11 protein-coding genes and 1 pseudogene are annotated in these 14,907 nt (G+C 60.3%); 5 read left to right on the top strand and 7 right to left on the bottom strand.

Going from position 1 to position 14,907, the window contains the following annotated elements:
• Positions 1 to 53 precede the first annotated feature (53 nt).
• The 5 genes and pseudogenes from AC54XV_RS18150 to AC54XV_RS18130 form a co-directional block, all read right to left on the bottom strand.
• A complete protein-coding gene (locus AC54XV_RS18150) occupies positions 54 to 818 on the bottom strand; it encodes a methyl-accepting chemotaxis protein (RefSeq protein WP_370661158.1) in 765 nt (254 codons plus the stop codon).
• A gap of 90 nt (positions 819 to 908) precedes the next feature.
• Positions 909 to 1,943: pseudogene (locus AC54XV_RS18145) on the bottom strand (HAMP domain-containing protein); the annotation flags it as partial.
• Between the two features lie 162 nt (positions 1,944 to 2,105).
• Entirely contained in the window at positions 2,106 to 2,429 is a 324-nt protein-coding gene (locus AC54XV_RS18140) for a hypothetical protein (RefSeq protein ID WP_032635823.1), read from the bottom strand.
• A gap of 1 nt (position 2,430) precedes the next feature.
• A complete protein-coding gene (locus tag AC54XV_RS18135; protein WP_060409375.1) occupies positions 2,431 to 4,506 on the bottom strand; it encodes a hybrid sensor histidine kinase/response regulator in 2,076 nt (691 codons plus the stop codon).
• A gap of 287 nt (positions 4,507 to 4,793) precedes the next feature.
• A complete protein-coding gene (locus tag AC54XV_RS18130) occupies positions 4,794 to 6,245 on the bottom strand; it encodes an NCS1 family nucleobase:cation symporter-1 (protein ID WP_011268495.1) in 1,452 nt (483 codons plus the stop codon).
• A gap of 344 nt (positions 6,246 to 6,589) precedes the next feature.
• Between AC54XV_RS18130 and AC54XV_RS18125 the strand changes: the two genes are divergently transcribed.
• Both AC54XV_RS18125 and AC54XV_RS18120 read left to right on the top strand, forming a co-directional pair.
• The gene (locus AC54XV_RS18125; protein ID WP_003406418.1) at positions 6,590 to 7,309 is read left to right on the top strand and encodes a GntR family transcriptional regulator; all 720 of its coding nucleotides are present in this window, start codon (positions 6,590 to 6,592) and stop codon (positions 7,307 to 7,309) included.
• A 10-nt stretch (positions 7,310 to 7,319) separates the two neighbouring features.
• Positions 7,320 to 8,051 (top strand): aspartate/glutamate racemase family protein, encoded by a 732-nt coding sequence (locus AC54XV_RS18120; RefSeq protein WP_003406417.1) that lies wholly within the window; start codon positions 7,320 to 7,322, stop codon positions 8,049 to 8,051.
• Positions 8,052 to 8,899: 848 nt separating this feature from the next.
• On the opposite strand, the gene AC54XV_RS18115 is transcribed toward AC54XV_RS18120, so the two are convergent.
• Positions 8,900 to 10,135, bottom strand: a complete 1,236-nt coding sequence (locus AC54XV_RS18115) for a zinc-dependent alcohol dehydrogenase (RefSeq protein WP_011268492.1) — start codon at positions 10,133 to 10,135, stop codon at positions 8,900 to 8,902.
• A gap of 104 nt (positions 10,136 to 10,239) precedes the next feature.
• On the bottom strand, positions 10,240 to 11,145 hold the full coding sequence (locus AC54XV_RS18110; RefSeq protein WP_024660739.1) for a LysR family transcriptional regulator: 906 nt from the start codon (positions 11,143 to 11,145) through the stop codon (positions 10,240 to 10,242).
• A gap of 161 nt (positions 11,146 to 11,306) precedes the next feature.
• Here AC54XV_RS18110 and AC54XV_RS18105 point away from each other — a divergent pair, with 161 nt between their 5' ends.
• From AC54XV_RS18105 to AC54XV_RS18095, 3 genes are read left to right on the top strand one after another with little or no spacing between them, the layout of a single operon-like run.
• Positions 11,307 to 12,197, top strand: coding sequence for an NAD(P)-dependent oxidoreductase (locus AC54XV_RS18105; protein WP_003406412.1), 891 nt, complete (start codon positions 11,307 to 11,309; stop codon positions 12,195 to 12,197).
• Positions 12,198 to 12,200: 3 nt separating this feature from the next.
• The gene (locus AC54XV_RS18100) at positions 12,201 to 13,718 is read left to right on the top strand and encodes an aldehyde dehydrogenase family protein (protein WP_060409374.1); all 1,518 of its coding nucleotides are present in this window, start codon (positions 12,201 to 12,203) and stop codon (positions 13,716 to 13,718) included.
• Positions 13,719 to 13,722: 4 nt separating this feature from the next.
• Positions 13,723 to 14,880 (top strand): M20 aminoacylase family protein, encoded by a 1,158-nt coding sequence (locus AC54XV_RS18095; RefSeq protein ID WP_060409373.1) that lies wholly within the window; start codon positions 13,723 to 13,725, stop codon positions 14,878 to 14,880.
• Positions 14,881 to 14,907 lie beyond the last annotated feature (27 nt).

The following is a 14,907-nucleotide window of genomic DNA, read 5'->3' as shown; positions in this document are numbered from 1 at the left end:
ATTTATGCAAGGCAGGCCGCTGCCGAACGCTTCCCGGCAGCGGCCTTGGCACATCAGATCCTGAAACTGCCCACCAACTGCGTCAGTCGGGTGGACTGCTGTTCAAGGTCAGTGCACGCGCGCAGGGTCGCGTTCAGGTTCTCTACGCCTTGCTGGTTCAGCGTATTGATCTCGGTGATGTCCACGTTGATCGCTTCCACGACGGCGGTCTGCTCTTCGGTGGCTGCAGCGACCGACTGGTTCATGCCATCGATTTCGCCAATGCGTTCGGTCACGTGCTCAAGGCTTGCAACGGCCTTGTTGGCAATGCCGACCGTTTCAACGCTCTCGCGCTGGCTGTCGTTCATGATCGACACGGCTTCACGGGCACCGGATTGCAGTTGCTCGATCATCTCCTGCACCTGACTCGCTGATTCCTGCGTTCGGTGCGCCAGGCTGCGGACTTCGTCAGCAACCACGGCAAACCCTCTGCCGGCTTCACCTGCACGCGCGGCCTCGATGGCCGCATTGAGGGCCAGTAGATTGGTCTGCTGCGAGATGCCGGTAATCACGTCGAGGATCTGGCCGATGTTGGCTGTCTTGGTGTTCAGCGTTTCGATCTGCCCGCTTGCGCTGCTGATGCGCTTGGAAAGACGGCTCATGGCCTCGATGTTCTGCCCGACCACGTCCTGCCCGTCCGACGCCAGCGTTCGTGCATCGCTGGAGTGACCCGAGGCGCGCGCGGCATTCTGGGCGATCTCCTGCGTTGCGGCGCCCAGCTCATTGATGGCTGCGGCGACGCTGTTGGTGCGGTGGGACTGTTGATCGGAGTTGAGCATCGACGAGTTGGATGCATTCAGTACCCGCAGGGCAACTTCATTGAGCTGCACGGTGGAGGAGGCGACTTCACGCATCGAGTCATGGATTCGCTCTACAAAGAGGTTGAAACCATTGCCCAGATGCCCGAACTCGTCCTGGCTCTCGATGACCAGGCGCTTGGTCAGGTCACCTTCGCCGGCAGCGATATCGTGCATGGCGCGGCCCATCAGGTTCAGTGGGCGCAGCAGGACACTCAGGAGCATGCCCAGCAGCAGGATGATCAGCACCACAGCAATCACAGTGGCCACGATGGCCGAGTTTCTGAACTCGCCCAGGGCCGCGTAGGCGATGTCTTTATCCATTGCTACGCCGACGTACCAGTTGACCGAGGGCAGGCCGTCTACGTGAGCGAAGGTCAGGATCTGGGTCTTGCCGGCATACTCGCTTTCACTCAGGTCTTGCGACAGCCTGGGCGTGTTCGCCGGGTAGACTTCGGCCAGCGTCTTCATCACCAGTGAGGTGTCCGGATGGACCAGGATGCGGCCATTCGCGTCGACCAGAAACGCGTATCCGTCGCCGTGCAGCCGCAGCGAACTGATCATCTTCACCAGGATTTCCAGGCTCAGGTCGCCGCCAATTACACCGGACACGCCGGAGTCTCCCTTGATCGGTGTGGCAAGGGTCACGACCAGGCCCTTGGTCACGGCGTCCAGATACGGCTCGGTCAGGATGGTTTTGCCGGCGCGAAGGGCATCGACATACCACGGTCGGGTTCTTGGGTCGTAGTCGGCCGACATGTCATCAGGCGGCTGGGTGACGAAGGAGCCATCGCTTCTGCCCTGGTAAATGCTCATGAAGGTGGCGATCAGCGTGGGTTGCCCGAGTACCCGATTCTGCTCTTGCGGGGACTGAGGCGAAGACGCGTTTTCCGCCAGGTTCTCTACCAGAAGAATTCGCCCTGAAAGCCAGTTACGGATATTGCCGGCGGTACTTTCGCTCGTCTGGTTAAGGTTTTCCTTGAGCTGCACGTGCAACGCATTGCGCTGCAGATAGTCGTTATAGAACGTGAATAGCGTGAATGCGGCGATCACCACAAGGGACGCCGCCAAGAGAATTTTATGGCTGAATTTTAAAGATTTTCTCATGCCGATATGAGCCTTTAGAGGGGTATTGCGCAAGGGGTCATAGGTAGTGGGTGGAGCAGGGGTGGTTATCGGCGGGAATCGGCGTTTATGAATGTCATGTGTCATATAAATGACAAAAGGCCTGATTTTTTCATCTTTCAGCCCCCAATCAGGCTGGCAGCTTCAGATGGCAGGGTGATTCAGGTCGAGGTACCACTGGGCATAGGGCGTGTTTTTCACCTTGCGCCGATTGAAATCCTCGGTGCCATCGGTCCACCAGACTTCACCGCGCTCGCCCAGCGCAACTTTGGCCTTGTCGACACTGGCCCGAGCCGCCTTCAGGGCTGCGGGGTCTTCGGATGCCTTGGCGGCCTTGACTGCACGACGTGCAGCCATCAGCTCATCCACCAGATTCTGGCGGACGTCGTCGCTCAACGAGGGATTGGAGCACCGCCAGAGTTGCCCCTTGACCACGAAATACCGACCATCCGGCGTGGTCGGGTTCACCTCACGAATACCCGCGGGCGACCGCGTCAGCGCCGATCAGGCCTGTCACTCGCCCGGCCAGGGCGTCCAGCCCGAACGGCTTGGTCAGCACTTGCGTGCAAGGCCGCAGGTGGCAATCGTCCAGCACGGATGTCTTGGCATAACCGGTGATGAACAGGGTCGGCAAGCCTGGTCGACAGTCACCGGCCGCATCAGCCATTTCCCGGCCGTTCATGCCGCCTGGCAAGCCTATGTCACTGATCAGCAGGTCGATGCGTGTGTCCGACTGCAGGATCTGCAAGCCCGATTGTGCGTCTGCCGCTTCCAGGCAGTTGTAGCCCAGACCGCTGATGACTTCGGCGACGAGCATCCTCACCGAGGGTTCGTCGTCTACGACCAGAACGGTTTCGCCGGTGTGATGCGGCGGCTCTTCGATGACTTCCGGCGCAACGGGGCGCGGAGCGCTTTCAGCGGTGTGGCGGGGCAGGTGCATGACTACGCTGGTGCCCTGGCCTTCGACCGACTCGACGCGAATCTGCCCGCCGGACTGGCGCACAAAGCCATACACCATCGACAGCCCGAGACCGGTGCCGGCACCGATGGCCTTGGTGGTGAAGAACGGTTCAAAGGCTTTGGCGGCGATGTCCGGACTCATGCCGATGCCCGTGTCGGTCACGCGGATGCTCAGGTGCTCGCCGGCAGGAATGCCGTGATCCGGGTCGGTGCACTCTTCGAGGGACGCATTGGCGGTCTCGATGATAATGCGCCCGCCGTTGGGCATTGCGTCACGGGCGTTCAGGCACAGGTTAAGCAGCGAGCTTTCCAGCTGGGCATGATCGATCAGCGCGGGCCACAGGTCATCATGGGCGACGACCTTGATGTCTATCTCCGGGCCGACCGTGCGCGCGATCAACTCTTCCATGTCATGAATCAACCCGTTCACGTCGGTGACTCTTGGCGACAGTGTCTGGCGTCTTGAGAACGCCAGCAGGCGGTGGGTCAGCGATGCGGCGCGGCGTACTGCGCCCTGGGCGACCGACACGTAACGGTCGACGTCACCGACGCGGCCCTGGGCCAGGCGTTTGGTGATCAGTTCCAGGCTGCCGGAAATGCCGGCCAGCAAGTTGTTGAAATCATGGGCGATGCCCCCCGTCAGTTGTCCGACGGCATCCATCTTCTGCGAGTGACGCAGGGCGTCTTCGATCTGCTCGCGTTCGAAAACCGCTTGTTCGATGCGCTGTTCGAGTGTCTGGTTGAGTTCTCTGACCGCTTCTTCGGCTTTTTTTCTGGCGGTTACATCGATAGAGGAGCCGATCAGACCGATCACGTCGCCGCTGGCATCGAGCAGCGGCGCTTTGGTCGAGAGCCATATCGCTGCAGAGCCGTCAGCCAGGTTGACCTGTTCTTCGATCTGTTCGCTGACATTGCTCTGCATGATCCGGCGGTCGGTTTCCATGAGCGTCCGCGCCTGTTCCTGATCATCCAGAAATTCCAGGTCCGTCTTGCCAATGAAAAACTCGGGCGGCTTGCCGATCAGGTCAGCGGTGCCACGATTGGCGACCAGCATTCGACCTTCGAGATCCTTGGCGTAGACAACGCCGGGAACGGCAGCTGTGAATATTCTCAGCAACTCGTTGAGGCGGTCGCGCTCGTCTTCGGCAGTGCGACGGCCGTCTATATCAAGCAATACACCCGGACTGCGAATGGGTTTGCCACGACTGTCGCGTTCGATTCTTCCGCTGGCTTCGATCCAGCGATAAATACCGTCTTCATGGAGAACCCGGTATTCGCATCGATAGGTTTCGCTACTCTGCAGCGCTTCCTCGATTGACTTGTCGACTCTGGCCGAATCGTCAGGATGAATGGAGGCAATCACCAGTTCCAGTGGCAAACCTTTGGCGCACAGCTTCGGGCACAAGCCGAAGGTCCGGGCAAAACGCTCATCGCCGGTCAACTGATCGGCAATGATGTCCCACACCCAGGTACCGACAACCGCCCCTGACTCCAGGGCAAGTTGCAGCCGCTCGGCTGCTTCCTGCGCCGAGGGAACGGGTGGCTGGGGGGCGACTGGCCTGCCGCCAAAAACATCATTGCTCATCACTATCGACCCACTTGAACGCCTGGTTCACAAAGACTCAGTCATAGGGCAGCGCAGCGGCCTGAAAGTTGTACAAAATTTATTCTATTTTGTGCTTCAGGCCTCACAAAACGATGAGTGACTCTCGATCATTCAATGATTCTGGAGTGGATGATATTAAATTAATATCACTTGGTGCGTGCGCTATTTTCAGCGGAGCAGGCAGGGCGGCGCTTTCAGGTCATGCCGGGCTTGGCGAATCCTCTGAAAGCGCTGGTTTCATTCAGGTATTGGCGTCTTGCGACGTCTCAATGCTGGCCGACAGGCGCAGGAAGGTTGGCAGCCTGTACGGGCGACCAGCGGGTCAACGCGTAAAACACTGCGCCGCCCAGGATGCAGCCGGTAAACCAGGCGAAGTTGGCAATCGGCTTGAACCACTCGACAAAGGTGAAGCACAGACCGACCAGTGCGGTGAGCAGCAATGCCTTGACCGCGATCCAGTTCACGCCGTTGGTGTACCAGTAGCGACCGCTTGGCGTGTCATCGAACAGGGCATCCACATCGATCTGCTGCTTCTTGATCAGGTAGTAATCCACCAGCAGGATGCCGAACAGTGGGCCGATACAGGCCGCCAGCACGTCGAGGGTGTAGTGAATCACTTCAGGGTTGTTGAACAGGTTCCAGGGCGTAATGAAGATCGACGCTACCGCTGCGATCATGCCGCCTGCCCGCCAGCTGATGCGGCTGGGCGCCACGTTGGCGAAGTCGAAGGCGGGGGAAACGAAGTTGGCGACGATATTGATGCCGACCGTGGCGGTGACGAAGGTGAAGGCGCCGAGCAGCACGGCCGTGGTGTTGTCGATGCGCGCGACGGTCGCAATCGGGTCGTGGATCATCTCACCGAAAATCGGCAACGTGCCCGAGACGATCACCACTGTTACCAGTGAAAACGCCAGAAAATTCACCGGTAAGCCCCAGAAATTGCCGCGGCGCACGTCGGCCATGCTGCGGCAATAGCGGCTGAAATCACCGAAGTTCAGCGTCGGCCCGGAGAAATACGAGACCACCAGCGCAATGGCCATGACCACCTGGCCGAACGCTGCCCAGCCGGACAACTCCTTTTCAGCCAGAGTAAAACTGATGTTGTCCCAGCCGGCACGCCAGACAATCCAGCCTGCCAGAGCGAACATCACCGCATAAACGGCAGGGCCGGCCCAGTCGATGAAGCGCCTGATCGACTCCATACCCGTCCAGAACACCGCGGCTTGCACCACCCACAACGCCAGAAAGCCGAACCAGCCGAGCCAGGACAGTCCGAGAAATGTCACGCTTTGATAGACGGCCAGTTCCGGGAAGAAGCGCAGCACCACGATCACCAGTGCGCTGGACGCCAGGTAGGTTTGAATGCCGTACCACGCCACCGCGATCAGCCCGCGAATGATGGCGGGAATGTTGGCACCGAACACGCCGAAAGCCAGGCGGCAGATGACCGGGTAGGGCACGGCGGCTTGCTGACTGGGTTTGGCGACCAGGTTGGCAATCACCTGAATGATGCAGATCCCCACCAGCAGGGCGATCAGCACCTGCCAACTGGCCAGGCCCAGGGCGAACAGACTGGCGGCAAAAACGTAGCCGCCAACGCTGTGCACATCGCTCATCCAGAACGCCAGAATGTTGTACCAGGTCCACTTCTGCGGCACCGGCCCCAGATCGTGGTTGTGCAGGCGCGGGCTGTACCCGGCCGGGCGTTGATCTGTCATTGCGTGACTCCCTCGGTGTGTCGTGACGGGATCGGAGTACGATCGATGATTTTTTTGTATACGATCGTGTACGCAAAACATGTGCCATACGATTTCTCGTTGGTAGGGAACGGCTGCGAGTCTTGTTTTAGGGCGTTTTTACTGAGACAGGCGGGTAAAACGGGCAAGTCCGAGCAGTGATTTGAAGTGCACGTAAACAGGGCGCTTTTGCTCATTTACGGTGCGATTTATTCGTTTTCAGTTGAGTGGCTCTCTGGCCAGTTATTCAAATCGCGCTACTCATCATGTTCCGTATCAGGCACTATTCTTGTATACGATCTGTAATGCCAATGTGATGTGAAGCCATGATCCGACCTGACAGTGCCCCGTTGTTTCTCACGCCTTCTGCCGCTGAAAAGGGCCGTGATGAACAGATTTACCAGCATGTTCTGGAAGCCATCGTCGAACACCGGCTCGCTCCGGGAACGCGCTTGCCCGAGGACGCACTGGCCGAAGTGTTCGAGATCAGCCGCACCGGCATTCGCAAGGTCTTGCAGCGTCTGGCGCTGGAAAGGCTGGTGACCCTGCGCCCCAAGCGCGGCGCGGAGGTCGCGCAACCGTCGGCTCAGGAAGCACAGGATGTATTGGGTGCCAGGCAACTGATCGAGCCCGCGCTGATGGCCGAGATCGCCACGCGAGTCGGCGGCCGGCGTCTGGATGCACTGCGTGCGCTTTGCGATCAGGAGCATGAGGCGCAACACGCCGGGCGCCACAGCGAAGCGATTCAACTGTCGGCGCGCTTTCATGTGCAGTTGAGCGCGCTGGCGGGCAATCAGGTGTTGACCGAACAGGTCGCGCAGCTCACCACGCGATCCTCGTTGATTGTTGCGGTGTACGGTTCGCGACGCAGTGTCGGGTGTGATTGTGGCCAGCATGTCGACTTGCTGGCCTTGCTCGAAAGCGGGCAGGGCGAACAGGCGCGCGAATGGATGGCCGAGCATTTGCGCCGCATCCGCGCCAGCCTGAATGTGGATGCGCCGCTCAGCGAGACAGTGGATTTTCATAGCATTTTCAAACGGCGCTGAAGGAGTTCCGGTGCGTATTCAAGTGATCAACCCCAATACCAGCGAAGCCATGACCCACAAGATCGGTCTGGCCGCGCAAGCCGTGGCGCGCCCAGGCACACAGATCATCGCCTGCAGTCCGGCGGATGGCCCGGTGTCCATCGAAGGCCATTTCGATGAGGCGATAGCAACGCTGGGCGTGCTGGAAGAAGTGCGCAAGGGCCGCGAGCAACAGGTCGACGCGCACATCATCGCCTGTTTCGGCGACCCCGGCCTGCTGGCGGCACGCGAGTACGCCAGCGCTCCGGTGATCGGCATCGCCGAAGCGGCCTTTCATATGGCCAGCCTGATTTCTACCCGTTTCGCCGTGGTCACCACGCTGACCCGCACGCGGATCATTGCCGAGCATCTGCTGCAGCGTTATGGCTTCAGTGAGTTATGCACATCGGTGCGCTGTATCGATCTGCCGGTGCTGGCGCTGGAGGAAAGCGGACCGGAGCTCATCGAATGCATGGCCGAACAGGCCCGTCGCGCCCGTGACGAAGAAGGGGCGGGAGCCATTGTGCTGGGTTGCGGCGGGATGGCGGATCTGGGCAGGCAGTTGAGCGAAGCGATAGGCCTGCCGGTCATCGACGGCGTGGCAGCGGCAGTGAAACTGGCCGAATCGCTGGTGGATCTGGGCCTGACCACCAGCAAACACGGCGACCTGGCCGACCCCATCAGCAAACCGTTCAAAGGCCGGTTTGCCTACCTGAGCCGGTGATGGCGTTTGCCCGCAGGGCGCAGGAGCGAACGTGTTCGCGAAAGGGGCGGCATGAACGATGAACATACATCGTCTGCAATACCGTTCGCGAACAAGTTCGCTCCTACGGCCTACGGCCAGAGTCAAAAGCGAACGTGCGCATAACGATGAGCGCTCTGCGTGGTAGTGACATTTTCAAGCTTCTGCCCGCAGGGCGTAGGAGCGAACGTGTTCGCGAAGGGAGCGGTATGAACGATGAACATACATCGTCTGAAACACCGTTTTCAGGCTTCTGCCCGCAGAGCGCAGGAGCGAACTTGTTCGCGAAGGGGGCGGTATGAACGATGAACATATATCGTCTGAAACACCGTTTTCAGGCTTCTGCCCGGAGGGCGTAGGAGCGAACTTGTTCGCGAAGGGGGCGGCATGAACGATGAACATACATCGTCTGAAACACCATTTTCAGGCTTCTGCCCGGAGGGCGTAGGAGCGAACGTGTTCGCGAAAGGGGCGGCATGAACGATGAACATACATCGTCTGAAATGTTCTCAGGCTTCTGCCCGGAGGGCGTAGGAGCGAACTTGTTCGCGAAAGGGGCGGCATGAACGATGAACATACATCGTCTGAAACACCGTTTTCAGGCTTCTGCCCGGAGGGCGTAGGAGCGAACGTGTTCGCGAAAGGGGCGGCACGAACGATGAACATACATCGTCTGAAACACCGTTTTCAAGCTTCTGCCCGCAGGGCGTAGGAGCGAACTTGTTCGCGAAAGGGGTGGCATGAACGATGAACATACATCGTCTGCAATACCGTTCCCGAACACGTTCGCTCCTGCGGCCTTAGGCCAGAATCAAAGGCGAACCCGTACCTTACATAGCCGGCACGCCACCCCCGACCAGGGCTTCGGTCGTGTCGTCCGGCACCACAATGGTGTTGTTGCCAGGCGTCAGGATAACCTTGCGGCAATCCTCTTCCTTCTTGTCGAACAGCTTGTAGCCCTTTGCAGCATCTTCCAGTGACATCCGGTGCGTGATAATGGCTTCGGGTTCCAGGCGGCCGGCCTCGATGTGTTCCAGCAATTCAGGCATGAAGCGATGCACGTGGGTCTGGCCCATTTTGAAGGTCAGGCCCTTGTCGAACGCATCGCCGAACATGAAGCCATGGATGAACCCGGCATATACCCCTGGCACACTGACCACGCCGCCGCGGCGTACTGCTGCGATGCACTGACGCAATGCCTTGCCGCTGCTGCCTTCCAGCTTTAGCGTTGCCAGAATGGTTTCCGTGGTGCTGCCCTTGGCCTCGAAACCCACCGCGTCGATTACGCCATCCACCCCGCGCATGCCGGCGGTCTGGCGAATGATCGTGTCAGCCGGATCATCGTCTTCATCAAAATTGATCGGGATCACGCCGTAAGTTTTCTGCGCATAGGCCAGACGATACGGATGGTGATCGACCATGAAGATCTTTTCCGCACCGAGCATTTTTGCGCACGCCGCGCTCATCAGGCCGACCGGGCCAGCACCGTAAATGGCAACCGTCGAACCCTGGCCAATCCCGGCGTTGAGTACAGCCTGCCAGGCGGTGGGGAGAATATCGGAGAGGAACAGAACCTTCTCGTCAGCCAGCGTGCCTGGCACCTTGAACGGACCAACGTTGGCCTTGGGTACTCGCACGTATTCAGCCTGGCCGCCCGGAACGCCGCCATACAGATGGCTGAAGCCGAACAGCGCCGCCCCTGGTGGAATCGACTTTTTGTTGAGAATCGCGCCACGTCCGGTGTTGGTGGTTTCGCAGGCCGCGAACTGGTCGAGGTTGCAGAAAAAGCAGCTGCCGCAGGCGATGACGAACGGGATCACCACGCGATCGCCTTTGGCTACAGCCGTGACGGCCGAGCCGGTCTCTTCAACGACGCCCATGAACTCGTGACCGAAGATGTCGCCGTGTTCAACCGTAGGGATTTTGCCGCGATACAAGTGCAGGTCGGAACCGCAGATAGCGGTCGCCGTTACGCGCAGAATGATGTCATCCGCTTGCTCGATCACAGGGTCCGGCACTGTATCGACTTTTACACTGTTCGCGCCGTGGTAAGTCAAAGCTCTCATGATCAATCCTCAGTGGCAGCAGGAATTCCGCTCCGTTACTGAAGATGAACCATGAGCTTTTTGTTGGTTCAGCGCGATTGCTTGACGCGCGGACTAACGGTAGGTCAGTTGCGGAACGCTGTCATATCCTGCAACAGCATGCCCATCAGGCGGTTGGCACCAACGCTGAGCTGACGGCCCAGGCGGCTGATCAGGTGGGTTTGCGGGCTGCTGAACACCTCATGCTGCAAGGGCAGGGCACGCAATGTGCCGGCTTTTATCTCTTCCTCCACGACAAAGGTCGGCAGCAGCGTGACGCCCCCTTGCATGGCGAAGTGCTTGAGCATCGCGAAGGTGCTGCAGGTCAGCGTCGGCTGCACGGTGATGCCCAGCTGGTGCTCGGCTTGCAGCAGAATCTGGCGGATACCGTAAGACACCGCAGGCAGGGCGACACGGTAGTCTTCAAGTGCCCGCAGCTGTATCGGGCCTGGTTCGTCGGTCAGCGGGTGATCAGGCGCGGTGATCACACAGACCGGTTGACGCTGATGCGCATGCGAGCGGATTTTCGGGTCGGCAGCCGGATTGAAGACCAGGCCGATGTGCGCTTCATCCTCGACCACCTGGCGAATCACTTCGTTGCTGCCGCAGACGTTCACGATCAGTTCGATCCTGGGGTACAGCTCGGAAAACCGGGCCAGCGGCTGCGCGAGACTTTCCAGAAACCCCTCCCCGGAGACCAGCGTCACCGAGCCGCTGTGCAAGCCTTTCAGCGCCTGAATCGAATCCAGCAGGACCTCCTGCTGCGTCAGTCGCTGGCGGTAATAGGCCAGCACCTTGTCGCCCGCCTCGGTCGGTTTGACGCCGCGTCGATGGCGCTCCAGCAGGGGGGAACCCAGCTCCTGTTCCAGTTGCGCGATCTGGCGGCTGACCGCCGAAGGCGCAACGTTGAGGAAGTCGGCGGCAGCCCGGACGCTGCCCAATCGTACGGCTTCGAAAAAGTAAAGGATGCGTCGATCTTGAACGAGGCTCATGGGCTTCCAGTGTTGCGCTAAAGGCAACATAAATTCGATTTTTGGATTATTGCTGAGAGGGGAGAGCGCTGTCCATACTCGAATCACCAGCACATTGCCGGCCGCAGGGGCCCGCAGCGTCATCCTCTAATTCGTACAAAATCTTTGATCGGGATGCAGACATGACTTTGAAAGCAGGTGTGATCGGACTGGGCAACATGGGCGGCGGCATGGCGGCCACGCTGGCCGGCAAGGGCTTTGATGTCAGCGGCTTCGACCTGTCGCAGGCCGCGCTGGCCCAGGCCGAAAGCAAGGGCGTCAAGCCGGTTGCCGATCGCACGCAACTGATTCAAGGCGTGGACATTCTGATCCTCTCGCTGCCCAAGGCCGAGCACGTGGAGTCGGTGTGCCTCGGCGCGGGTGGCATCAACGAGGTGGGTCGCAAGGGCCTTATCGTCGTCGATACCACGACGTCGACGCCGGAAATGAGCCGTAAGGTCGCCGCCGAACTGGCGAAGAACGGCATCGCCTTCATCGACGCGCCGGTGTCTGGCGGCCCGAAAGGCGCTGCCACCGGCAGCATGTCGATGGTGATCGGTGCCGAGGACGCTGACCTGGCGCGCGCCATGCCGGTCCTGGAAGGCATGAGCGGGACACGCGTACACGTCGGGCAATGTGGCGCTGGCAACGTCGCCAAGATCGCCAACAACATGCTCGCTGCCTGTCACCTGATCAGCACTGCCGAAGCCGTGGCGATGGCCGCGCGTGCAGGGGTCGATCCGGAAAAACTTCTGCAGGGTCTGAATGCCGGTTCCGGACGCAGCGGTGCCACGCAAGTGATGTTCCCGACCTGGGTACTCAACAAGGCCTATGACTCCGGCTTCACCATGGGCCTGATGCGCAAGGACGTCGGCCTGGCCAGCGATCTGGCGGACAGCCTGGACATGGACCTGCCGCTGTCGCGCGTCGTCGCGCAGTTGTGGCAGGCCAGCAGTGAAACCCTGGCGGACAACGAAGACTTCTGCGCCATCGTGCAACGCACCGATGGCAAACTTTACGGTCATGGAGAATAAGCGATGAGCACTGCAAAAATCCTCGAACTGATGCGTCCTTACTGGGGCGATCGCAGTGTCATCGCCAGTTACGTCGGCGGCCAGTTCATCGAAGGCCACGGCGCGCCCGTCGAAGTGCGCAATGCCCATGACGACAGCCTGCTGCTGAGTTTCCCGGACGCCGACGAGTTGTTGGTTGAAGTGGCCGACAAGGCTGCCAGGGCTGCGCAACAACAATGGTGGGCGCTGACCGCCCAGGCGCGTGGCCGTGCCATGTACCAGGTGGGCAATCTGATTCGTGACGAGCTGGAAAACCTCGCGCAGATCGAATCCCTGACCGCCAACAAGCCGATCCGTGACGCCCGCGTCGAAGTCCTGAAAGTGGCCGAGATGTTCGAATATTACGCCGGCTGGGCTGACAAGCTGCACGGCGAGATCATCCCGGTGCCGACCACGCACCTGAACTATGTGACCTACGAACCGCTGGGCACGGTGTTGCAGATTACGCCCTGGAATGCGCCGATCTTCACCTGTGGCTGGCAGATCGCCCCGGCGATTGCAGCGGGCAACGCGGTCATTCTCAAACCGTCGGAACTGACCCCGCTCAGCTCGCTGATGGTCGGCGTGCTGATCGAGCGGGCCGGCGTGCCGAAAGGGCTGGTCAACGTGATTGCCGGTTTCGGTCATTCCATCGGCCAGGCGTTCATCGCCAAGGCTGACATTCGCAAGGTGGTGTTCGTCGGCTCGCCAGCCACTGGCCGGCATATCGCCGTGGCAGCGGCGCAGCGTTGCATTCCTGCGGTGCTGGAGCTGGGCGGCAAGTCGGCCAACATCGTGTTCGACGACGCCGACCTGGAAGTCGCCTTGCGCGGTGCCCAGGCCGCGATCTTTTCCGGTGCCGGGCAGAGCTGTGTGTCCGGTTCGCGGCTGCTGGTGCAGGAATCGATCTTCGAGAAGTTCACCAATGCCCTGGCGGTGGCTGCGACGCAGTTCAAGGTCGGTGATCCGAGCGATCCGGAAACCCAGATCGGCCCGATCAACAACGCCAAGCAATACAACCACGTGAAAAACATGGTCGAGCAGGCGCTCAAAGACGGCGCGAAGCTGGTGGGCGAGCACGCTGATCCGATCCCGGAAAAACCCGGTTACTACATCAATCCGACCGTCCTGGCAGGCACCAACGCGCTGTACTGCGCGCAGGAAGAAATCTTCGGCCCGGTGGTGGTGGCGATTCCATTCAAAGACGAAGAGGACGCGATCCGCATCGCCAACGACAGCCGTTTCGGCCTGGCCGGTGGTGTCTGGACCCGCGATGTCGGTCGTGCTCACCGCGTTGCCAGACAAGTGCGAGCCGGGACCTTCTGGGTCAACGGTTACAAGACTATTCACGTCAGTTCGCCGTTCGGCGGCTATGGTGAGAGTGGTTATGGCCGGTCTTCCGGTCTGGATGCCCTGCGCGAGTACAGTGAAGTGAAAAGCGTCTGGGTCGAAACCGCCGCCAAGCCAGCCGCCAGCTTTGGCTACGGCGCGAGTCTGGAGTAAGCACATGTCCATTTCAAAGACGTTGATTGACGAAGCAACTGTGTGGCGCCGCACCCTCCATGCCGCGCCGGAACTGGGGTTTCAGGAGCTGAGAACCTCTGACAAGGTGGCTGAGTTGCTGAGCGGTTTCGGCATCGAGATCCACCGTGGGCTGGGCGGCACTGGTGTGGTTGGCACCCTGCGTAATGGTGACGGTCCGACCATCGGCCTGCGTGCCGACATGGATGCCTTGCCGATTCAGGAGCTGGGCGACAGCGTTCACAAGTCGACCCACAAGGGCTGCATGCACGCCTGCGGCCATGATGGCCACACCGCTATCCTGCTGGCCACCGCGAGGCATCTGGCCGAGACTCGGCGCTTTCGCGGCACGGTGCATTTCGTCTTCCAGCCTGCCGAAGAGAACCTCGGCGGCGCACAGCGAATGATCGAAGACGGGCTGTTCGAACGCTTTCCGATGGAAGCCATCTACGGCCTGCACAACTGGCCGGGCGTGCCTGCGGGCAAGGTGGTGATCAATCCGGGGCCGATGATGGCGTCGCTCGACACCTTTGAAATCACCCTGACCGGCAAAGGCAGCCACGCGGCCATGCCGGACAAGGGCAATGATCCGATCGTGGCCGCGGCCGAGCTGGTGCTGGGGCTGCAAACCATTGTCTCCCGGCGCCTGTCGCCGCTCGATTCGGCGGTGGTCAGCATCACTCAGTTCAATGCCGGCGAGGCGATCAACGTGATCCCGGAAACCGCCACGTTGCGTGGCACCGTGCGCTGCCTGCAAACCCCTGTGCGCGAAAAGGTTCAGCAACTGATCGGCGAGTTCGTCGAGCGTTTGCCGACGGCCTTCGGCGTGCGCGGCGAGCTGGTTTACAACGTCGGCTACCCGGTGACCGAAAACCACGTCGAAGCGGCTGCCACGATCCGTCGTGCAGCAGTCGCCGCAGTCGGCGAGGCCAACGTTAAGTGGGGCTGCAACCCGTCGATGGCCTCTGAAGACTTCGCCTTCATGCTGCATGCCTGTCCCGGTGCTTACATCTGGATGGGCGTCGACGGCGAGAAGCCGTCAGCGGCGTTGCACAACCCTTACTACGACTTCAACGACCAGGTGATTGAGCCCGGCGTTGCGGTCTGGACGTCGCTGGTGGAGCAGTGTTTGCCTGTGGCTTGAATGGCTCTCGCGCTTACGCCTGCCTTT

This window comes from Pseudomonas fragariae (ex Marin et al. 2024) (assembly GCF_059621105.1).
The sequence above is the reverse complement of the archived record's forward strand: the minus strand, read 5'-3'. Positions and strand labels throughout refer to the sequence as shown.

Coding starts and splice junctions, on each gene's coding strand:
- AC54XV_RS18150 (WP_370661158.1), bottom strand. CDS start 818: ATGCTCAACTCCGATCAACAGTCCCACCGCACCAACAGCGTCGCCGCA.
- AC54XV_RS18135 (WP_060409375.1), bottom strand. CDS start 4,506: ATGAGCAATGATGTTTTTGGCGGCAGGCCAGTCGCCCCCCAGCCACCC.
- AC54XV_RS18130 (WP_011268495.1), bottom strand. CDS start 6,245: ATGACAGATCAACGCCCGGCCGGGTACAGCCCGCGCCTGCACAACCAC.
- AC54XV_RS18125 (WP_003406418.1), top strand. CDS start 6,590: ATGATCCGACCTGACAGTGCCCCGTTGTTTCTCACGCCTTCTGCCGCT.
- AC54XV_RS18115 (WP_011268492.1), bottom strand. CDS start 10,135: ATGAGAGCTTTGACTTACCACGGCGCGAACAGTGTAAAAGTCGATACA.
- AC54XV_RS18110 (WP_024660739.1), bottom strand. CDS start 11,145: ATGAGCCTCGTTCAAGATCGACGCATCCTTTACTTTTTCGAAGCCGTA.
- AC54XV_RS18105 (WP_003406412.1), top strand. CDS start 11,307: ATGACTTTGAAAGCAGGTGTGATCGGACTGGGCAACATGGGCGGCGGC.
- AC54XV_RS18100 (WP_060409374.1), top strand. CDS start 12,201: ATGAGCACTGCAAAAATCCTCGAACTGATGCGTCCTTACTGGGGCGAT.
- AC54XV_RS18095 (WP_060409373.1), top strand. CDS start 13,723: ATGTCCATTTCAAAGACGTTGATTGACGAAGCAACTGTGTGGCGCCGC.